Source organism: Amycolatopsis umgeniensis (genome assembly GCF_014205155.1).
Classification (GTDB): Bacteria; Actinomycetota; Actinomycetes; order Mycobacteriales; family Pseudonocardiaceae; genus Amycolatopsis; species Amycolatopsis umgeniensis.
This window is the reverse complement of the sequence record NZ_JACHMX010000001.1, coordinates 6812401-6832185: the sequence shown is the minus strand read 5'-3', so window position 1 is coordinate 6832185 and position 19785 is coordinate 6812401. Positions and strand designations below refer to the sequence as shown.

Sequence of the window (19785 nt, the reverse complement as noted above, 5' to 3'; positions counted from 1 at the left end):
GTGGAGGGCCACTCCGGCGGCCGCCCCAGCCGCCGGCGCGGAGCCCCGGGACCGGGTCCTGTCCCGGGGCTCCGCCCCTTTCCCGATGGCACGTAAGGCGTGACTCGCGTGATCAGGAACCGCACTCGCGTGATCAGACGCGGAACTCACGTGATTGGACGCCGCACTCAAGTGTTCCGGCTCTGATCACGCGAGTTCCGGGTCTGGTCACGTGAGTGCGGCGTTAGCGCCCGGCTCGCCATCCGCGCCGCCGCCCCCGCGGCATCACCACGGCCGCCGCGCCCAGCAGGCACACCGCCAGCAAAACCCCGCCCACCACGGCGAAAGCGCTCTGCCGCACAGGAGCGACGTCCGGCAGCGGCACCACCGCGACCGGCTCACGGCGCACCGTCGCGGCCCCGCCCGACGGAGAGGCCGACGTCAGGGCGGCGAGCGGGTCGAGCACGGGGCCACCGGCCTGCGGCGAGGCGGTGTCCCGCAGCCGCCGGGCGAGGTCCGCCGCCGTCACTTCTCCCCGGTAAGACCGGATCAGCGCCGCGGCGGCGGCCACGTGCGCGGCGGCGAAAGCGGGTCCCGCGCCGACGACCTGGCCACCGCCGGGGCCCTTGCCCACCACCAGGTTTCCCGGTGCCGCAAGGGTTCCCCGCGCAGGTGTGGTCTTCCCGTCCGGGCCGAGGGCGGTCACCGCGAGCACCCCGGGGAACGCCGCGGGATAGTACGGCCCAGGCTGGACGTCGCGGGCCGTGGTGAGGTCACGTCCGGCCGCCGCCACGATCAGCGCGCCCGCGGCGATCGCCCGGTCGACGGCTTGGCGCAGCGCCGGATCCGCTTCCGTCACGGCCGCCGCGACGCAGATGATCCGCACCCCCGCGGCGACGGCCTCGTCGAGGGCGCCGGCGATGCCCGCCGCGGTCGCGGCCCCGAACTTGTCGGTACCTCGCAGCGCCAGCACGCGCGCATCCGGCGCGAGCCCGGAAATCCCGCCGTCGGGACGTGCCGCGATCAGGCTCGCGACGACGGTGCCGTGCCCGACGCAGTCCGTTCCGGCCTCACCGGCCGCGTCGGCGGGCAAGACCGACTTGTCGACGCCGGTGTCCACGACGGCCACGGTCACGCCCGCGCCGGTCGAGAGCGACCACAGGCGATCCGCGCCGAGATACGGCAGCTGCCACGGCGCCGAGGGGACCTTCTTGCCCGAAGACGCGGTGCACGGCTGCCCGGCCCGCAGCGTCTGCGGGATCTGCGGGAGCTCCGTGTCCTGCGCGGCCGCGAGGCCACCGTTCGCCAGCAGGGTGAGCGTCGCGCACGCCACGGTCAGGTGTCGCCTCATCGTCCCAGTCCAGCACGCGCGGCCGCGGCCGAACACGAAGAAGAACCGGCAGTTTCCCCGCCGAGTGAACCGCCGGGGACCTCCACCGCGTTCTCACCGGTGGAGCCCGCAGAACGACGAGGGGAGCGCTCGTGTCACGGCACGTGCTCACAGTGGACCGCGATCAGGGGTATCGCACCATTTCGGCAGCGCTGCAGGACGCGCGCAACGGCACGGTGATCTCCGTGCTTCCCGGCCGCTACGACGAATCGCTGGTGGTCACGAAGGTGGTCACCATCGCCGCCAGCGACGTGCGCGGCAGCGTGGAGATCGTGTCGCGCAACGGCAGCGCGCTGCAGCTCGCCGCCGAAGCGGTGAAACTCACCGGTCTGGTGCTGCGCGGTCAGCACGAGGAACTGCCCACGGTCGACGTCGCGCGCGGACAGGCGGCGGTGGAGGACTGCGAGATCATCGGCGCCGCCTGGACAGCGGTGCTGGCCCGCAATTCGGGTTCGCTGGCGATGCGCGGCTGCCGCGTCACCAATCCCGGCGGCGCGGGGATCGTGGTCACCTCGCCCGCTCCCAGCACGATCGAGGACTGCGTCGTCGAACACGTGGGGACCTCCGCCGTGGTGATCGCCGAACGCGGCAATCCGACGGTCCGCGACTGCACCTTGAGGCACGCCAAGGGCAACGGCGTCTGCGCGAACGGACAGGCGCAGGGCACCGTCCAGCACTGCGACATCTCCGCCACCGACAGGCCGGGCATCGCGCTCGAAGAGGACAGCGCGACGAAGGTGCTCGACACCACCGTCCGCGACAGCACGAGCGGGGTCTACGTCAGCACCCATTCCTCCCCTGTGCTCGAGGAATGCCGCGTCACCAACACCACCGGCGACGGGATCACCGTCGCCGACGGCGCCGATCCCCTGCTGCGCCGCTGCCGCACCGCCAAGACCGGCGGGGTCGGGGTCCGGGTCACCGGACGATCTCGCGGCACTTTCGAGGACTGCGAGGTGGCGGACGCGACCGGCGCGGGCATCCACGTCGACGAGGCGAGCGGCCCGTCGTTCCACCGCATGGCCGTCCGCGGCGGCTCGGCGACGGGTCTGCTGCTCACCGACGGCGCGACGGCCGAGTTCGACCGGCTTGAGGTCCACGACGTCGCGGGCGACGGCGTCCGGGTGGAGGCGGCGGCCAACCCGCTTCTGCGCCGCGCGACGCTGAACGGCTGCCGCGGCAACGGCGTCGAGGTCACCGGCAACGGCCGCGGCCGCCTCGAAGACTGCGAGGTCCGCGACGCCAAGAAGGCGGGCCTGAGCGTCTCCGAGGGCGGAAGTCCTTACGTCAGCACGCTTCGGGTGTTCCAGCCGGGACAGTCCGGTGTCCTGATCGGACCGGGCGGCGTCGGCTCGCTCCGGGACTGCGAGATCATCGACGCGGGCGAAGACGGGGTCGCGGTGCGCGACGGCGGTGAACTGACGCTCTCCCGGTCCACGGTCCGGCGTTCCCGGGGCCACGGTGTGCAAGTGGACGCCGGTGCACGGGCGAAGCTGACGGCCGACGACCTCAGCGGCAACCGTCGCGACGGCGTCCGGATCGAGTCGTCCGACGCGGTGAGCGTGGTGGACTGCACCGCGTCCGACAACACCGGGGGCGGCCTGCGCGTCACCGTGCCCAGCGCCCGGCTGTCGGTGGAAAACCTGACCAGCAACGGCAACGGCGCCCCGGACACCGACGGCAGTACGGCCACGGCGAGCACGGTCGAGGCCGCCGGAGCCGAAGCGGCACCGCAGAACGGCGAGGACGAGGGCGCGCCGCTCGCGAAGCTGGAAGCGCTGGTCGGACTCAGCGGCGTCAAACATCAGGTCAAGACCCTGGTGAACCTCAACAAGATGGCCCGCCGACGTGAACAGGCGGGCATGGTCGCGCCGCCGACCAGCAGGCATCTCATCTTCGCCGGGCCGCCCGGTACCGGGAAGACGACCGTCGCCCGGCTCTACGGCAGCATCCTCGCCGAACTCGGCGTCCTGCGCGACGGCCACCTGGTCGAGGTCGCCAGGGCCGATCTGGTCGCCCAGATCGTCGGCGGGACGGCGATCAAGACCACCGAGACCTTCACCAAGGCGCTCGGCGGCGTGCTGTTCATCGACGAGGCGTACACCCTGACGGCGCAAGGCAAGGGCAGCGGTCCGGACTTCGGCAGGGAAGCCGTCGACACGCTGGTCAAGCTGATGGAAGACCACCGGGACGAGCTCGTGGTGGTCGCCGCGGGCTACTCGCCGGAGATGACCAAGTTCCTGCAGTCCAACCCCGGTCTCGCGTCCCGGTTCACGCGGACGATCGAGTTCGAGAACTACGCGACCGACGAGCTGGTGACGATCGTCGAGCGGATGTGCACCGCCCACCAGTACCAGGTGCCCGAGGACACCAGGAACGCCCTGTCCGTCCACTTCGGACGGATGGAACGCGGCGACGACTTCGGCAACGGGCGCACCGCGCGCAAGGTGTTCGAGGAGATGGTGGACCGGCAGGCGTTCCGTCTCGCGAGCGAACCGGACGCCGACGACCAGAGCCTGTCCCTCCTGCTCCCCGCCGACGTGCCCGGCGGCGCGGCGGACAGCGCGGGCCACGGTGACGACGACGCGCTGACCGCGTTGCGGACGCGGCTGGACTCGATGATCGGCCTGACCGGGGTGAAGGACGCGATCAACGATCTGGTGAACCTGATCGCCACCGCCCGGCAACGGCGTCAGGCCGGTCTGCCGGTCCCCGCGATCAGCAACCACCTGGTGTTCGCCGGCGCGCCCGGTACCGGCAAGACCACCGTGGCGAGGCTCTACGGCGAACTGCTCGCCGCGCTGGGCGTGCTGCGCAAGGGACATCTCGTCGAGGTCGCGCGGGCCGATCTGGTCGGGCGCTACGTCGGGCACACCGCGCATCTGACCAGGGAGGCGTTCGAAAGCGCGCGTGGCGGCGTGCTGTTCATCGACGAGGCGTACGCCCTCACCCCGGAGGGAGCCACAGGCGGCGACTTCGGTCAGGAAGCCGTCGACACCCTGGTCAAGCTGATGGAGGACCACCGCGACGACACGGTGGTGATCGTCGCCGGATACTCCGCGGAGATGGGGAAGTTCCTGTCCTCCAACACCGGTCTCGCGTCGCGGTTCTCCCGGCACATCGAGTTCGAGAACTACGGCACCGACGATCTCGTGACCATCGTGCACCGGATGGCGACGACGAACGGCTACGAGTGCGCCCCGGAGACGATCATCGCGCTGCGGCGGCATTTCGCGGACGTGGATCGCGGCGCGTCGTTCGGCAACGCCCGCTACGCCCGCCAGGTGATGGAGATCATGATGACCCGCCAGGCCGGGCGGCTCAGCACTTCAGGCGCTCCCACCGTCGCCGACCTGCGGCTGCTGTCCCCCGCCGACCTTCCCTGAGCCCTCTCGGCGACGCCGTGCCATGGCAGGATGACCGCCATCGGCACGGCTCGCTGAGAGGAGCTCGACTGCGTGGGTACGACCGCGTTCGGTGACTTCCTGCGTTTCTACCGGCTGCGCATCCCCATGACCCAGGAAGAGCTCGCGGAGCGGACCGGGATCAGCGTGCGCAGCATCAGCGACATGGAACGCGGACGCGTCCGCAGCCCCCAGCGGCGCACCGCGGAACTGCTGGTCGAAGGGCTCGGCCTGGCGGGGAAGGAAGCCGGTGACTTCGGCGATCTCGCCCGCTCCGGACGCCGGACGCCGTCGGCACCGGAGGCCGCCGTAGCGGAGCCCGAACCCGAAACCCCCAGGGCTTTCGTCGCCGCACTTCCGCCCAACCTCACCGAACTGACCGGCCGGGAAGCCGAACAGCGGATCCTCGACGACGTCGCCCAGGACGCCGAATCCTCGTCCCGGCTGCAGGTCGCGGTGCTCCACGGCCTGCCGGGCGCCGGGAAGACCGCGCTCGCCGTGGACGCCGGGCACCGGCTCGCCCGGCATTTCGGTGACGGCTGCCTGTTCCTCGACCTGCGCGGTATGGATCTCGAGCCGCTCGCCCCGGAACGCGCCGTCCACCGGCTGTTGCGCGGATTCGGCGTGGACGAACGCCAGCTCCCCAACGATCCCGAAGACCGCCTCGCCCTCTACCGCTCCCTGCTGCACGACCGCGAAGTGCTGCTCATCCTCGACAACGCCGCCAATGAGGCCCAGGTGCGGCCGCTGCTGGCCACCAGTCCCGGGTCGATGGTGCTGGTGACGAGCCGCAACACGATGGCGGGGCTGGACGCGCGGCACCGGATCTCCCTCGGCTCGCTGTCCGAAGACGAGTCGGTGGCACTGCTCGGCTCGATCGCGGGCACGCGGCGGCTGGCGGGCGAACCGGACGCGGCGCGGCGGGTGGCGAAGCTCTGCGGCGGTGTCCCGCTGGCGTTGCTCATCGCCGGGAACCGGCTGGCCAGCCGATTCCAGTGGACGATCGCGCATCTCGCCGACCAGCTGGAGAACGAACGGCGGCGGCTGTCCGTGCTCACCGCGGGCGATCTCCAGGTGCGCGCCGCGTTCGAACTTTCCTACCGCCACTTGACCCCTGAGGTCGCCAAGGTCTTCCGCCTGCTGGCGCTGGTGCCCGGATCGGACACCTCCGTCGAACTCGCCGCGGTGGCTTCCGGGCAGGAGGCGGACGAGGTCGAAGCGGCACTGGAGAAGCTCGCCGAAGCCAGCCTTCTCGGCTTCAGCGGCACACCCGGCCGGTACACCAGCCATGACCTGTTGCGCGTCTACGCCATGGAACGGCTCGAAACCGCCGAACGCGCGGAAGACGTGCACGCCGCCGGCGAACGCGTCCGGAAGTGGCTGCTCACGGTGGCGACGAAGGCGGCGCAGTTCTTCGACCACGACCGGCCGGAGGTGACGATCACCGTCGACGGGCCCGATCCCGTGCGGGACCGGGATTCCGCGGCCCGCTGGCTGGCGCGGGAACAGACCCACTGGCGCGGCGCCCTGCGCGCGGCCGTCGGCCGGGGTGAGCACCGTCGGGTCCTCGATCTCGCCGAAGCGATGCACTGGTACTCGGATCTGCGCGGGACAGGCGATCTGTGGCTGGAGGTGTTCCGGGGCGGCGCGGCGGCGGCACGGGCCTTGGGTGACGTCAAATCCGCGGCCGAGCAGCTGAACTACGTGTCATGGGCGCTCTACGCGCTCTGCGGGGAACCGCGGGAGGCTCTGGCGGCGCACAAGCTCGCGGTGGCGGCGGCGAGCGAGGCGGGCGACGTCCTCACGGAAGCGTGGTCGCTGTACTACGGGTCGGCCATCACCCGGCGGCTCGGTTCGCCCCGCGAGGCCGCGCGGGTCAGCAGGCGCGCGGTGGAACTGTTCGAGCAGGCGGGCTATCCGAACGGTCACCATCTGGCGCTGTCCCTGCTCGGCAGCATGCTGCACACCCTCGGCGAGTTCGACGAAGCCGTGGCCGTGCAACGACGGAGCGAGGCCTACTACCGGGGTTCCGCCGACGCGCCGGGCAACGACGAACTGCTGTCCATGGTGCTGACCAGGCTCGCCGACAGCCTGGCGGCGAGCGGTGACGTGGCGACCGCGCTGGAGCTGCTCGAAGAAGCCGAGTCGTTGTTCCGCAAACACGACGCGACGTTCGCGGTGGCGCGGACGCAGCATCTTCGCGGACGGGTGCTGTCCAGGGCCGGGCGGCTGGAGGAGGCCGAAGAACAACTGGTGGCCGCCCTCGCCGAAGAACGCCGCTCCGAAACGAAGATCGAGATCATGGTCGAACTGGCCGACATCGCCGATTCCGGCGCCAAACCGGAGGAAGCCCGCCGCCACCGGGTCCGCGCGCTCGCCGAATGCGCCCGGTACGAGACTCCCCTCGCCAGGAGCATGGCCCGGAAACTGGCCACCACGCTCGGCGTCGCCGTCTGAGTCACCATCCGGCGGCCGTGACACCGCTGCAGGCCAGCACTTCCGTCATCGCGATCCTCGCGTGGTGCACCCGCGATTTGACCGTGCCGACAGGCACCCCGATGCTCACGGCCGCGCGCTGCCGCGTGCGGTCGTACCGGTAGACCTGTTCGAGGGCTTCACGCTGCATCGGCGTCAGCTGGGCCAGTCCTTCTTCGACGACGCAGCGCTCGACGACCTCGTCGGCGAAATCGGTGCCGCCCGGCAGCAGATCGAAGTCGTCGTCGCCGAACACCACCGGGCGCGCGTTGTCACGGCGGGACCAGTCGACGATGAGGTTGCGGGCGACGGTGAACAACCAAGCGCGGACCGAGCCCTTCTCCGCGAGGGTCTCACTGTTCCGCCAGGCCCGGAACAGGCATTCCTGCACGACGTCCTCGGCCCGGTGCGGATCGGTGGGCAGCAGGCGGCGGGTGAACCGCAGCAGCTGCTCCCGGTGCTCGGTGTGCAAGGACGCGAGGAAGACGTTGCCGTCGGTGGGCGACGGTGCCCGGTCCGCCAGCGCGGTCACCCGGCTGGCACGGTTGCTCGCCACGCTGACCTCCCTGTGATCGACGGCTTTGCTCCGCTCAATTCCACCTTCGGAGCCGCTCGGCGACCATGAGGAAGCACCGGCAGAAGTGACGGCCGAGGGGTTCTTCCGGCCCCCGGCCGAATTCCTCAACCGGGACTGACCGTTCCCCACCAGACGGCGACGAGGAGGCAGGCGGCGGTCAACACGAGACAGACCGGTGCCAGCGTGTAGTACGTCTTGACGGCCTTCGAGACGGTGTCGCCCACCTCGTCGGCCTCTTTCCGCTTCCCGTCCTCGATGTCCCGTTCGAGCGTCGTCGCGCGGTACTCGTAGCCGCCGTACCCACGCGCGAGGCAGTAGCCGGTGACCGACACCATCGTGACGAACAGCGGCAGGAGTACGCCTGGCGCGCGATCCCAAATGCCGGTGGCGACGTCGCCGGCGCCGAAAAGCCCCAGGCCGCCGAGGCCACCGCCGCCCAGATAGAGCGTGAGACCCTTGCGCCGCTCGGCGACCTCGATCTCCCGGCGCACGGTCCGGACGTGCATCACTCGTGCCAGAAACTGTTGAAGAACCACGTCGAGACATCGCGGAACAGGCGGATGTCGGACGCGGTCAGCGGCGGTTCGTCGTTCACCTCCCGCATCGCGGCCGCGACGACCACCTGCTCGACGAACTGCTCGGCCGCCCGAACGGGAACCACCCGCCCCTCCAGGGCCCCGATCGCGAACTCGATGGCCTGGCCGCCGACCTCACCCGAGGGCATCGGCAGTTCGTGCCTGCCCAACCGTTCTTCGGCGTACCGCACTCCGGCGTTGACGACGTCGTCCGAGGCGCCAGGGGGCGCGGTCTGGATGGTTCCGATCTCCGGCACTGTTCCGCTCCTCGTCTTCCGCGGACGGTTCTGGCATCGGTGAAGACGCCGGACGCGAACGCCGGGTTACCCGTCCGCGCCGCCGTTACCGGAGAACCGCACAACCGTGACCGCCCCGCTAGGTCACCCGCCCCGATGTCGCGAAAGCCACTTTCGGGACATCTGATGTCCCGAAAGTGGCTTTCGCGACACCCGGAACCGACACAGGCGAGCGACCCGGACGCTTTGCCGCGAGCCCCCGGTTGATCTCCTGCGCCGGGCGTTCAGGCCGGAAGATACGGTCGTCGGCATGAACCTGCGAGCCGCGGTGGTGCGGCGGAAACCTGTCGCCGACCTGATCGCCGAAAGTGATCACGGCACGCTGAAGCGCTCCCTCGGCCTGGGCCAGCTGACCATGCTCAGCATCGGCGCGACGCTGGGCAGCGGTATCTTCGTCGTGCTCGGCGAGGCGGTGCCGGTGGCGGGCCCCGCGGTGGTGCTGTCGTTCGTACTCGCCGGGATCACCGCGCTGTTCTCGGCGCTCTCCTACGCCGAACTCGCCGGGATGATCCCCCTGTCCGGTTCGTCCTATTCCTACGCCTATGCCACCCTCGGCGAGCTGGTCGCCTGGGTCTGCGGCTGGTGCCTGGTGCTCGAGTACGGCGTCTCGGTGGCGTCGGTGGCCGTCGGCTGGGGGCAGTACCTCAACGAGTTGCTGCGGCTGGCCTTCGGATTCGCCATCCCGGACGCCTTCAGCCAGCCGCCGGGCTCGGGCGGGATCGTCAACGTCCCGGCCATCGTCGTCGTGCTGCTCGCCATGTTCCTGTTGCTGTCCGGCGCGAAGGAGAGCGCGCGGGCCAACGCGATCATGGTCGTGATCAAGATCGGCACGCTGGTGTTGTTCTGCGCGATCGCGTTCTCCGCGGTGCGGGCGGCGAACTTCACGCCGTTCCTGCCGCTCGGCCTCGCCGGGCTGAGCGCCGGGGCCGCCAAACTCTTCTTCTCCTACATCGGCTTCGACGCGGCATCGACGGCGGGTGAGGAGGCGAAGAACCCGCAGCGGGACCTGCCGCGGGCGATCTTGCTCTCACTCGCCATCGTCACCGTGCTGTACTGCCTCGTCGCCGTGGCCGCCGTCGGCGCCTTGCCGTGGCAGCAATTCGACGGCCAGGAAGCCGCGCTCTCGCATGTGCTCGGTGCCGTGTCCAGCAACCCTCTGTGGGCCGCGCTGCTCGCCGTCGGCGCGATCGTGGCGATCTCCAGCGTCGTGCTGACCGTCCTCTACGGACAGACGCGCATCCTGTTCTCGATGTCCCGCGACGGGCTGGTACCGGCCGCGCTGTCCAAAGTGGACTCCAAATCCGGCACGCCGCGGATCAACACCTTGGTGGTCTCGGGCTTCGTCGCGTCACTGGCCGCGTTCATCCCGCTCGGGAAGCTGGCCGACGCCACCAGCATCGGCACCCTCTTCGCCTTCGGGCTGGTGAACGTCGCCGTCGTGCTGCTGCGACGGCGGCAACCGGAGGCGCCGCGCTCGTTCCGCGTGCCGTTCTCCCCCGTCACGCCGATCCTCGGGGTGCTGTGCTGCGGCTACATGATGCTCAGCCTCGACGGCGCCACCTGGATCGTCTTCGGCGGCTGGATGGCACTCGGCCTGCTCATCTACTTCGGCTACAGCATGCGCAGGTCGCGATTGGCGCGGACATAAACCCCTTCCGCCATTCGCCGCCATAATTCCTGGGCTGTACAGCCGCAGTCTGAGCTAGATCATTGAGTGAAGGTGACAAGTAGGGGACACTCCGTTCCGATCCACGGAAAATCCCTACCGTGAACCGAGGTCCTCATGCATCGAAAATATCCCATTTCCATGCTGACCGTATGCCTCGCACTGACCCTCACCTCAATTCCGGTGACCGCCGCGGCCCAAGAAGCCGGTACGGCGGGCGTCCGCGCCCCCTTCTGCTACGAAGAACCCGTGCAGCCGAAGGCCGACGTCAGTGACATCAAAGCAGGCTTCCAGTCTTCGAAGTGGTTGCAGACGATCCAAGCCGTGTACAAACGGCGATGGCCCAGCGGCGAGGGCCTGGCGATCGCTCAAGCGAAGGACAAGTATTTCAGCCAGTTCGTCACCAAGACCAGCTTCAACGGGCTCGCCGAATCCCTGATGGTGGCGATCCACGAGGAAACCCACATGTGGGATCTGGATCCCTCGAGAACCTCTTGGGACGTGTACATGTCCGCGTGGATCAACAATTCCCGCAAGGCGATGAAGGTACCGCTCCACGGTGGATTCCCCCGGCGCGAAATCCTGCCGCTGATCACGGACAAGCTCACCGACTCGATGGACGGCATCTACCTGCGAGACCAGCAGCAAGGGTCGTATCGCATGCAGGGAGTCATGGCGGAACTCAACGCCGGGCTCATGGGACTGCCAGCGGCGACGGTGGTCGCCGAGTACATCCAGGGCGTGGGAGCCAGCAACTCCAGGGACATCGCCGCCACCAACATCCGGTATCTCCTGCTCTATCTGCGCGTCGCCAAAGCCAGATATCCCGATTACTGGGCCAAGGCCAAGGCCCAGCCCGAACTGCGTGAACTGGTACTCGTCGAGTTTCTCCGCGCGGCGTATTGGCTCGATCAATCCGCGCCTTACGCGAGCAAACTCGGCAGCGCGGACGTGGACAAGATCGTCGCCAAGAACTACGCGCCCGAAAACATCGCGATACTCGAAGAATTCACCGGAGCCAAGGTGAACACGAGCACTCAGAAGAACTGCTCGACCTGACCTCGCCCACGGCTTGCCGGTGACGGGCCCGCTTCAGTCCGGGCGCAGGTCCGTGACCGGCAAGCCGTTCCCCCTTCGCAACCGAGCGGCCACGAGGGAACGGTGGCATGCTTCCGGATCGCGTTCGACGCAGAAGAGCGCGGTCACCGAGTGGCCGGGAAGCCCCGCCACGAGAGGACCGAACTCGAACGGGTCGAGGATTTCACGGGTGTAGCGCTCGGTGTACTCGGGCGCCAGCGCGACACGGTTCCGCTTGCCCACGCCCTGGCGGTCGTCCTCGCGGTACTGGAGCCGGCGCAGTTCGGTCGTCGGCGCCAGCTCCTTCACGTGCCGGTAGCCGATGTCCGCCGCGGCGAGCGCGCGCTGGAGCCGCACCGAGTTCGCCCAGGAGTAGTCGGGACCCCGCACACCGCGGCGCTGGCGGAGGTCGAGCAGCGACGCCACGCCCTCGTCGGCGAGTTTCTCGACGAAAGCGCCGGCCGTGAAGCCGTAGACGCCGATCGTCACGATCCGTCCGACCTCCGCCAGCCTCCCCATTACGGCAGGAGCACCGGCTGGTCCACGGCCCACAGCCACGAACCGTCCGGCTGGCGGCGGGCGACCTCGACGGTGATCTCACCGGTGGTCAGCGTGGACGCCGTGAGCGCCAGGTCGCCGCTCACCAGCGCCGGATGCTGTCTGCCCGGCTCGAGCACCGGCGCGGCCGCGACGAACTGCTCGTACACCTTGCGGATCTCCGCGTGCCCTGTCGCGAGGTTGCCCGGCGGGAACGCCAGCACGGCGTCCGGTTCGTACAACGCCACCAATCCTTCGACATCGCCCGCGTTGCCGCGTTCGATGAAGAACTTGCCCAGGTCGTTCGGCTCAGTGGCCACGGTCTTGCTCGTCATGTGGATGAGCCTCCCAGCGAATCACGACATCCTGTGTCGTGTATTCCGCTAGGCTTTTCGCATGCGCGCCGACCGGTTGGTCTCGCTGGTGTTGCTGCTGCGCCACCGCGGCCGGTTGTCCGCGTCCTCGCTGGCCCGCGAGCTGGAAGTGTCCACCCGCACCGTCCTTCGCGACATCGAGGCGCTCTCCGCGGCCGGGGTCCCGGTCTACGCCGAACGCGGCAGGCACGGCGGTTTCGCGCTGCTGCCCGGTTTCCAGACCGAGCTCACCGGGCTGAACCACGACGAGGCGCTCGCGCTGCTGGTCGCCGGATCGCGGCGCGGCGCGCAGATGTTCGGCCTCGGCTCGGCACTCGCTTCCGCCATGCTCAAGGTGGTCGACGCGCTGCCCGAAGGTCAGCGGGACACCGCGGCGGGCGCGGCCCGGCGCCTGCTCGTCGACCCGGAGACCGATCTGCTCTCGCGCCGTGTGGCGGGCGAGGAGGTTCCCGACGGCATCGTGGCCGAGGTCCGGCGCGCGGTGTTCTCCGGGAACAAGCTGCGGATCCACTACGCGGCGGCGGGCGGGCCCGCCCGATGGCGCACGGTGGACCCGATCGGCCTGGTCACCGTTCGCGAGCAGGGATACCTGCTGGCCACGAGGTCCGGTGAGGACCGCACCTACCGGCTGTCCCGGTTGCGGGCCGCCGAGGAACTCCCCGAACCGGCGCAACGACCGGATCTGGTCGATCTGGACCGGGCCTGGCAGGAACGCGGCACGCGGTTCCGGACCGGCGGCGAAGACCAGGTCGTCGTGCTGCTGCGGATGAATCCGGGACGGCGGGAGGAACTGGCGGGCACCGCGCTGGCCGTCCTCTCCGAGGAGACCGAAGCGGACGGCTGGCTGCGGCTGGAAGTGACCTTCCAGGACGCGCGACACGCCGAATGGGCGTTGTGGCAGCTCGCCACGAACGCGGAAGCCCTTACCCCGCAGTGGTTGCGTGATTCTCTGCGCGACCGCGCCACCGCGATCACCACCAGCTACGGAGCGCCTTCCTGAGGCGGGGAGCAGTCCGTTCGTGGTGCTCGCGTCGTGCGACCACCACGAACGGACCGGCGACCTACTTCTTCCGGGGCGAACGCTTGCGCGCGGGCTTGGCCGGAGCGTCTTCGACGGCCTCCGGCTCGGCGGCGTCGAAAGCCTCGTAGATCTCGTTCGGGATCCGGCCGCGCTCGGCGATCGAGTACCCGTTCTCCCCTGCCCAGGCCCGCACGGCCTGGTTGCGCTCGCGGTCGACAGGCTTCTTCGCACCGTCCACGGCACCCGCCACCGTGGTCTGCCCGGCCGCGACCTTGACCCGGCGCCCGCCGACGCGTTTGCCCGCTTCGACGTACTGCGCGAGTTCCTCACGCAACGCCTCGGCGTTCGAGTCCGACAGGTCGATCTCGTACGAGACACCGTCGAGCGCGAAGGGAACGGTCTGTGTCGCGGTCCCACCATCCAGGTCGTCCACGATCTGGACGACGACTTTCTGAGCCATGAAGAGCCTTTCACCAGGTCACGCGGCAGATCATCCGCATGAGCGATCGCTGGCGAGCGTAACCGGCCTTCACGGGATCGGCGGGCTGACACCCGCCGTCGTCACGAGACGTGACTCACCACGGTCCGCTCGCCAGATCCGGCTGCGCAGGTCCGCGCCGCGGATCACCTGGACGCGCCACGGTGTCAGGCGCAGCACGTGCAGCTTCGGATCGGACGGATCCGTCCAGAAGTTGCCGAGCGGATAACCGGCGCCGCGCGGGCTCGTCCGGCGATACAGCTCCCACACGTGTTCCTTGACCGGGAGTTCGTTGTCCCAGACGGCGGTCGCGTCGACGGCCACCGAGTTGTTCCCCGGTGCCCAGTAAGAGAAATTGGTGTGCGGGTTACGCGCGAGGTGGGCCGCCTTGACCGGGGTCCGGTAGGTGGCCAGCCAGCCGAGCGGCTGTCCGTCGACCTTCTCCCACACCGGGATGAGGACGCGGGTCCGCGGGCGGTTCTCCGCGTCGACCGTCACCATCGTGGCGTAGTTGATGGCTCCGACGTAGGTGTCGAACTCGGTTTCCAGCTCGCCGAAGTCGCGGGTCGTCATGCTCATGCCGCGCTCCGGAAGGACTCGACGGCGCGGGAAAGGCTGGCCGCGCCGTGCCCGTCGTCGATCTGCCGGTCGATCAGGTCCTTGACCGGGGCCAGCGTGCCCACCGGAACGCCCAGCTCCCGGCTGGCGCGGATGATCGTGGCCAGCCCCGCCTGGTTCATGGCCAGACTCGACTCGCCGCCGCTGAACCCGCCGCTGTCGATCTCCTCGGCGAAGGTGGACAGCGCCGGGAACGAATCCGTCAGCCACGACAACAACATCGGCGTCAGTTCGGTGGCGCGGACGCCCGCGGCCGCGGCCATCGCCGTGGCGTGCAGGAAACCGCCGATCATGCCGTACATCCCGGCGAGGATCGCGACGTCGTAGCCCGAGGCGAGACCGGCGTCCCTCCCGAGGAAAGTGCCTCGCCCCAGCAAATCCAGCAGCGGCTGCCAACGCCGGTGGACGGTTTCCTCACCGCTGTAGCTGATCGAAGACCCGGCGGTGCCGATCGTTTGCGGTACCGCGTAAACGGCTCCGTGCAGATACCGCGCCCCGTGCTCGTCCGCCCAGGCGGCCAGTTCCCGCGCGTCCTCCGGCCCGCCGGAGGTGACGTTGACCAGCGCCCGCCCGGCGACGGCGCCGGCCGCACCGGCCAGGACCCGCCGGGCGACAGTGGAATCCAGCAGCGCGACGATCACAAGATCCCCGGCCGCGATCGCCTCCTCGGCCGTGGCCGCCGCCTTCGCCCCGGCCGCGACGAGCGCGTCCGCCTTGTTCGCGTCGCGGTTCCAGACCGTCGTGGGATGGCCGTGGCGAAGGAAGGTCTCGGCCAGCGCACGGCCCAGATTGCCGAGGCCGATGACGGTGACGTGTTCGGGTGTTGTGCTCATGACTCCAGCCTCGCGACCCCTGCTTCCGGCTGCCAGTGACACAGATGACCGGGAGCACCAAATTCGTGCCATAGGATGGGGGCATGAGCGCTGGTTCGGTCGCCCTGGTCGTCCCCGAGGAGATCGGGATCGCCTTCTGGGATCTGTACGAGGTGAGCATCCCCGCCACCGTTTTCGGGATGCCGCAGCCCGATCTGGCCGATCCCTGGTACGACCTGCGGCTGTGCGGAACCGGAGACCGGGCCCGGGAAGCCGCCCCGGGCTTCGCGCTGCGCACCCCGTACCGGCTCGAGGACATCGTCGGCGCCGAGACGGTCATCGTGTCGTCAGTGCCGGACGACGTACTCAGCGACGGCGCGCCGGTCTCACCCGAGCTGATCTCCGCGCTGCGCCGCGCCCACGACGCGGGCGCCCGGATGGTGTCCCTGTGCTCCGGCGCCTTCGCGCTCGCCGAGGCCGGGCTGCTCGACGGCCGCCGCGCCACCTCACACTGGATGCACACCGCCCAGCTGGCCGAACGCTTTCCCGACGTCGAGGTCGACGACTCCGTGCTCTACGTGGACGACGGCGACGTGCTCACCAGCGCCGGGATGACCGCCGGTCTGGACCTGTGCCTGCATCTGGTCCGCCGCGATCTCGGGGCGCACGTGGCCAACCAGCTGGCCCGCCGGATGGTCGTCCCCGCGCACCGGCCCGGCGGGCAGGCGCAGTTCATCGACCTGTCCGTCCCCGCCACCGACGATCAAGGACTCGCGCCGGTGCTCGACTGGGCGAGGGCGAACCTCGACAAGCCGCTGACGATCGAAGATCTCGCGCGGCGCGCCATGATGAGCCGCCGGACCTTCTACCGGCGTCTGCAACAGGCCACCGGCACGACACCGCTCCAATGGCTGCTCGCGCAACGACTTTCGCAAGCGCAGAGCCTGCTGGAATCGACGGACTTCCCGGTGGAGAGGATCGCGGAACTCAGCGGTCTCGGCACCGCGAACAACCTGCGCCACCACTTCCTCAAACAGGTCGGCGTCTCGCCGGGCGCCTACCGGAACGCTTTCCCGCGACAGCCCCAAATGACCGCCGCCGCCGGGTGATCGCCGCAGCGGAACGGACGCGGAGCGCCGTCCCGTTGGCGGGAGCGGTGTCCGCCGGTGCCGGGTTGGCGGTTCAGGCCCGGTTGAACGGCGAGCTCGGTTCGCGGGTGGGAGACGGGTTCGCGACGACGCTGACGTCGACGTCGGTCAGCCTCTTCCTCCTGCTGGTGCTCGTTCCGCTGCTGCCGGCCGGACGACGCGGGCTCGGTCTGATCCGCACGGCGGTGCGCACCGGCGAGCTGCGACGGCGCCACCTCACGGGCGGCGTCTGCGGCGCGGTGGTCGTGGCCGGTCACCGCGGCGCGGGCGGTGGGTGCCGCGGCCTGCGTGGCGGCGGTCGCGATCGCCGGGCACGATGCCTGGGACACTCCCGGAACCCTGGTACTGGTGGCGCTACCCGTGCTCGCCGGTGTCGCGATCGCGATCCAGTCGGCGTTGAACGGACGGGTCGGAGCGGTCGCCGATTCGCCGTGGCCACCCACTCTGGTCAACTTCTCCGTCGCGGCCGTCTCGCTCGCCGTCGCTCTGGCCATCCGCGTCGCGTTTCGCGGCCCCCGCCCGGACGCCTGCCGTCGGAGCCGCTGCTCTACCTGGCCGGGGTGATCGGCGTCGGCATCATCGCGGTGGCGACGATCGCCGTCCGGCGCATCGGCGTGCTGGTCTTCGGGCTGGCCACGGTGGCGGGACAGCTGCTCGGCGCCGTCGTGCTGGACGCGCTGACACCCGGCCCTCGGCCCTCGCTCGCCACGTTCACCGGTGTCGCGATCACGTTCCTCGCGCTGGCGCTGGCGGCGCACCCGCGTTTCCGGCGAGCGGATGGGCGTTGACCCTCAAGAGGGCGGCCCAGGCGGAGGAGCGGCCGCGGTCAGCCTTCTCGTCGCCCAGCGCTGCCCGGCTTCCCCAGCGATCTCCTCGACCGTCTTGACCAGCGTGTGACCGGCATCGTCGTTTCCGTAGGGCGGAGACTTCACCAGATACAGCGCCGCTTCGCGTTCGATGGCATAGCGAACCTGACTTTGTTCGACCCCAGTTCTCGTGAAGACTGAAAGTGGTCCGCACTCCCGTCGAGACGAGCACGACCGCGCCGAGTGCCGCGATCACGAGCGACGGCAAGGGAGTCGCGGCGAGGACCGGGATCGCGGCCGCGCAGCAGATGGCCACGAGTTCGGTCGCGGCGTAGCGCCGACGATGTCTGGCACTACCGGCCTGGTACCACCGCCACTTGGCGATGACCGTGACCGGTAGTGAGGCACCGTCGCGCTGGGAGGTGAGCATCCAGTGAGGAGCGGCGGTGGAAGGCTTCTCCACGGGTTGGGACACCATGTCCGGTATATCGCGGCGAGCCCTCGTGTTCGTTCGGCCTTCCGCGGAACGAGTCCTTGTCGTGACGTGGCCCGGGCACGTGCCCGACCCCGCTGTCCTGAAGGCCTCCTTTGAGACGCTGATCGTCTCAAAGGAGGCCTTCAGGACACGAGAACACCTCGTCGCGGCCCGGCCATTAGTCTCCAGTGGACGATGGAGCAGGGCAGTGATCGTGTCCAGCCACTTCGAGGCGATCGGGATCGGCGTCACCAGCGAGGACGAGTTCGAGGAAAGGGTCGTCTCCCTGATCGGCGCGGGCACCGGCGATGCTCGGCCTCCTCGACGGCGTCGATCGGGAGATGGTCTGTCCCATCGCGGTGGAGTTGGAAGACCGAGCGGTCCTCGCCCACTCCGGCGGACGGCTCGGTTCCGTCGATAACCCCACCAATCACGACAGAGGGTGTCGTATTTCCGTTGGGAAGGTGACCTCGCGACCGTCGGGCAAGCCGACGGTCACTGGCGAGGAGTGTGCGGATGGGATCTCAGGCCAACCCCTGCATCGTGTTCGACGGCAACGCGCGACAGGCGATGGAGTTCTATCAGGAGGTGTTCGGTGGCGATCTCGAGGTGGGGACGGTCGCGGACTTCGGCTCACCGGACTCGGCCGACGGCGACAAGGTCATGCACTCCCGGCTGGACACCGCCGCCGGGTACACACTGATGGCGTGGGACTTTCCGGAGGATCGGCCGGGCCATCCGGCTCACCGGCCGGGCAACAACGTCGCGGTCTTCCTCGGTGGAGACGATGACGAACTCCGCGAATACTTCGAGAAGCTGTCCGTCGGCGGCGAGGTGACGCTGCCTCTGGAGAAACAGGTGTGGGGCGACCAAGCGGGTTCGCTGGTGGACCGATTCGGGATCAGCTGGATGTTCAACGTCACGTCAGAGCGAAGCGAGACCCTCCGGCGCGAGAGTCCGTACGCTGGTTCCTGAAGGCTGTCTTCGGGGGTGGTCATGGGAAGAGTCGCCATCATCGGCGATGTCGGCGGGCATCCGGACCAGCTGCGCCGGGCCTTGGCCTGGCTCGGCGCCACCGAACGAGGACTTCCGCCGGATCTCACCGTGATCCAGGTGGGCGATCTCGTCGATCGCGGCCCGGACAGCCCGGGTGTGCTCGACATCGTGGCGAACTTGCTGGACGTGCGGCGATGGATCCAGCTCGCCGGGAACCATGAGGCGCAGTATCTACCCGGCAGGGCCGTCTTCTGGCGCGAGCCGCTCGGGGAGGGCGACGTGGCTCGGCTACGGGAGTGGTGGGCCGATGGGCGGTTACGTGTGGCCGAGGCCGTCCGTACCGCCGAGGGCGACGAACTCCTGGTCACCCACGCGGGTTTGACGCTCGCCTGCTGGCAGCGGCTGGGAGAACCGATGTCGGCGACCGAGGCCGCGGGCCTGCTCAACGAGCGTCCGGAGTTGATCTGGGAAGTCGGCGCACACGGCCGCGACGGCGGCGCGGGTCCACTGTGGGCCGAATCGGGCGCGGCGCTGCACGAACCCTGGATGGGCTATCGCGGTGTCGTCCCCTTCGGCCAGGTCCACGGGCACTCCACGGTCGTGCGGTTCGCCGACCGAACCTGGCGGTGCGCCGGACGGGTCCGGCAACGCGCGGCGGTCGATTGGCACGCTCGCCACGTTCGCGTGCGAGTGGGAGGACGCGTGTTCACCGGTATCGACCCGGGGCACGGCCGCAACGGCGCCGCCGAGTGGCAACCGCTGGTCCTCGAAGACTCACAAGTCACGACACCGAGCCTGCGCTAGAGAACTATGTCCTGACACCATTCACGCTTTTCGATCCCCTAAGATTTCTCCTTGGATCCGTTCCGCTTTTCACCGTCCGCCTGAATGAGGTCGAACTCCTCGCCGTACCACTCCAGCTCCCCTGAAGCCAGTCGAATTACGTGCCCCGGCCAGTTCTTTTCCGCTCTGGCGCACGATATCCGCGGACACGGGCGCGGGCCCACCGAGCTCCGGCCGATCACGATTCGGATGCGAACGTAACAACCTCCTGGCCGGATCGCGACGTGGCTAACACGGC

At 69.5% G+C, this 19785-nt stretch carries 20 protein-coding genes and 1 pseudogene; 11 read left to right on the top strand and 10 right to left on the bottom strand.

Going from position 1 to position 19785, the window contains the following annotated elements; genetic code table 11:
* Positions 1 to 223: 223 nt before the first annotated feature.
* Entirely contained in the window at positions 224 to 1330 is a 1107-nt protein-coding gene (locus HDA45_RS31900) for a S8 family serine peptidase (RefSeq protein WP_221471297.1), read from the bottom strand.
* Between the two features lie 131 nt (positions 1331 to 1461).
* Here HDA45_RS31900 and HDA45_RS31895 point away from each other — a divergent pair, with 131 nt between their 5' ends.
* Positions 1462 to 4755 (top strand): right-handed parallel beta-helix repeat-containing protein, encoded by a 3294-nt coding sequence (locus HDA45_RS31895; protein WP_184901588.1) that lies wholly within the window; start codon positions 1462 to 1464, stop codon positions 4753 to 4755.
* 72 nt (positions 4756 to 4827) lie between these two features.
* Positions 4828 to 7230: a helix-turn-helix domain-containing protein gene (locus tag HDA45_RS31890; protein WP_184901586.1), complete on the top strand. Its 2403-nt coding sequence runs from the start codon at positions 4828 to 4830 to the stop codon at positions 7228 to 7230.
* A 1-nt stretch (position 7231) separates the two neighbouring features.
* On the opposite strand, the gene HDA45_RS31885 is transcribed toward HDA45_RS31890, so the two are convergent.
* The 3 genes from HDA45_RS31885 to HDA45_RS31875 form a co-directional block, all read right to left on the bottom strand.
* Positions 7232 to 7804, bottom strand: coding sequence for a sigma-70 family RNA polymerase sigma factor (locus tag HDA45_RS31885; protein ID WP_343072202.1), 573 nt, complete (start codon positions 7802 to 7804; stop codon positions 7232 to 7234).
* A gap of 125 nt (positions 7805 to 7929) precedes the next feature.
* A complete protein-coding gene (locus HDA45_RS31880; protein WP_184901584.1) occupies positions 7930 to 8331 on the bottom strand; it encodes a hypothetical protein in 402 nt (133 codons plus the stop codon).
* A complete protein-coding gene (locus HDA45_RS31875; RefSeq protein ID WP_184901582.1) occupies positions 8331 to 8657 on the bottom strand; it encodes a hypothetical protein in 327 nt (108 codons plus the stop codon). The genes HDA45_RS31880 and HDA45_RS31875 overlap by 1 nt, the downstream gene beginning before the upstream one ends.
* 289 nt (positions 8658 to 8946) lie before the next feature.
* Here HDA45_RS31875 and HDA45_RS31870 point away from each other — a divergent pair, with 289 nt between their 5' ends.
* Both HDA45_RS31870 and HDA45_RS31865 read left to right on the top strand, forming a co-directional pair.
* Entirely contained in the window at positions 8947 to 10344 is a 1398-nt protein-coding gene (locus HDA45_RS31870) for an amino acid permease (RefSeq protein ID WP_184901580.1), read from the top strand.
* 159 nt (positions 10345 to 10503) lie between these two features.
* On the top strand, positions 10504 to 11421 hold the full coding sequence (locus tag HDA45_RS31865; RefSeq protein ID WP_246480852.1) for a hypothetical protein: 918 nt from the start codon (positions 10504 to 10506) through the stop codon (positions 11419 to 11421).
* Positions 11422 to 11454: 33 nt separating this feature from the next.
* Here HDA45_RS31865 and HDA45_RS31860 read toward each other — a convergent pair whose 3' ends face one another.
* A complete protein-coding gene (locus HDA45_RS31860) occupies positions 11455 to 11958 on the bottom strand; it encodes a DUF488 domain-containing protein (RefSeq protein WP_184901578.1) in 504 nt (167 codons plus the stop codon).
* Positions 11958 to 12296 carry a nuclear transport factor 2 family protein gene (locus tag HDA45_RS31855; protein ID WP_184906258.1) on the bottom strand — a complete coding sequence of 113 codons (339 nt, stop codon included), beginning with the start codon at positions 12294 to 12296 and terminating at the stop codon, positions 11958 to 11960. Before HDA45_RS31855 ends, HDA45_RS31860 begins: the two co-directional genes overlap by 1 nt.
* A gap of 76 nt (positions 12297 to 12372) precedes the next feature.
* Between HDA45_RS31855 and HDA45_RS31850 the strand changes: the two genes are divergently transcribed.
* The gene (locus HDA45_RS31850) at positions 12373 to 13350 is read left to right on the top strand and encodes a helix-turn-helix transcriptional regulator (protein ID WP_184901576.1); all 978 of its coding nucleotides are present in this window, start codon (positions 12373 to 12375) and stop codon (positions 13348 to 13350) included.
* A 61-nt stretch (positions 13351 to 13411) separates the two neighbouring features.
* Here HDA45_RS31850 and HDA45_RS31845 read toward each other — a convergent pair whose 3' ends face one another.
* The 3 genes from HDA45_RS31845 to HDA45_RS31835 form a co-directional block, all read right to left on the bottom strand.
* Positions 13412 to 13831 carry a histone-like nucleoid-structuring protein Lsr2 gene (locus HDA45_RS31845; RefSeq protein WP_184901574.1) on the bottom strand — a complete coding sequence of 140 codons (420 nt, stop codon included), beginning with the start codon at positions 13829 to 13831 and terminating at the stop codon, positions 13412 to 13414.
* Positions 13832 to 13900: 69 nt separating this feature from the next.
* Positions 13901 to 14428 (bottom strand): pyridoxamine 5'-phosphate oxidase family protein, encoded by a 528-nt coding sequence (locus HDA45_RS31840; protein ID WP_184901572.1) that lies wholly within the window; start codon positions 14426 to 14428, stop codon positions 13901 to 13903.
* On the bottom strand, positions 14425 to 15300 hold the full coding sequence (locus HDA45_RS31835) for an NAD(P)-dependent oxidoreductase (RefSeq protein ID WP_184901570.1): 876 nt from the start codon (positions 15298 to 15300) through the stop codon (positions 14425 to 14427). The genes HDA45_RS31840 and HDA45_RS31835 overlap by 4 nt, the downstream gene beginning before the upstream one ends.
* Before the next feature lie 83 nt (positions 15301 to 15383).
* On the opposite strand from HDA45_RS31835, the gene HDA45_RS31830 reads away from it, so the two are divergent.
* From HDA45_RS31830 to HDA45_RS42520, 4 genes and pseudogenes are all read left to right on the top strand, one after another.
* The gene (locus HDA45_RS31830; RefSeq protein WP_184901568.1) at positions 15384 to 16388 is read left to right on the top strand and encodes a GlxA family transcriptional regulator; all 1005 of its coding nucleotides are present in this window, start codon (positions 15384 to 15386) and stop codon (positions 16386 to 16388) included.
* Positions 16385 to 16666 (top strand): annotated as a pseudogene (locus tag HDA45_RS43280) (DMT family transporter); the annotation flags it as partial. The gene HDA45_RS31830 and the pseudogene HDA45_RS43280, both read left to right, overlap by 4 nt.
* Before the next feature lie 31 nt (positions 16667 to 16697).
* Positions 16698 to 16991 (top strand): DMT family transporter, encoded by a 294-nt coding sequence (locus HDA45_RS43090; RefSeq protein WP_221471295.1) that lies wholly within the window; start codon positions 16698 to 16700, stop codon positions 16989 to 16991.
* Positions 16988 to 17215, top strand: a complete 228-nt coding sequence (locus HDA45_RS42520; protein WP_221471294.1) for a hypothetical protein — start codon at positions 16988 to 16990, stop codon at positions 17213 to 17215. Before HDA45_RS43090 ends, HDA45_RS42520 begins: the two co-directional genes overlap by 4 nt.
* Here the strand turns inward: HDA45_RS42520 and HDA45_RS31820 are convergent.
* Positions 17154 to 17663: a DUF4231 domain-containing protein gene (locus tag HDA45_RS31820; RefSeq protein ID WP_246481464.1), complete on the bottom strand. Its 510-nt coding sequence runs from the start codon at positions 17661 to 17663 to the stop codon at positions 17154 to 17156. The genes HDA45_RS42520 and HDA45_RS31820 overlap by 62 nt on opposite strands.
* Before the next feature lie 561 nt (positions 17664 to 18224).
* Between HDA45_RS31820 and HDA45_RS31815 the strand changes: the two genes are divergently transcribed.
* Both HDA45_RS31815 and HDA45_RS31810 read left to right on the top strand, forming a co-directional pair.
* Positions 18225 to 18683 carry a VOC family protein gene (locus HDA45_RS31815; RefSeq protein ID WP_184901566.1) on the top strand — a complete coding sequence of 153 codons (459 nt, stop codon included), beginning with the start codon at positions 18225 to 18227 and terminating at the stop codon, positions 18681 to 18683.
* Between the two features lie 21 nt (positions 18684 to 18704).
* Positions 18705 to 19508: a metallophosphoesterase family protein gene (locus HDA45_RS31810; RefSeq protein WP_184901563.1), complete on the top strand. Its 804-nt coding sequence runs from the start codon at positions 18705 to 18707 to the stop codon at positions 19506 to 19508.
* Positions 19509 to 19785 lie beyond the last annotated feature (277 nt).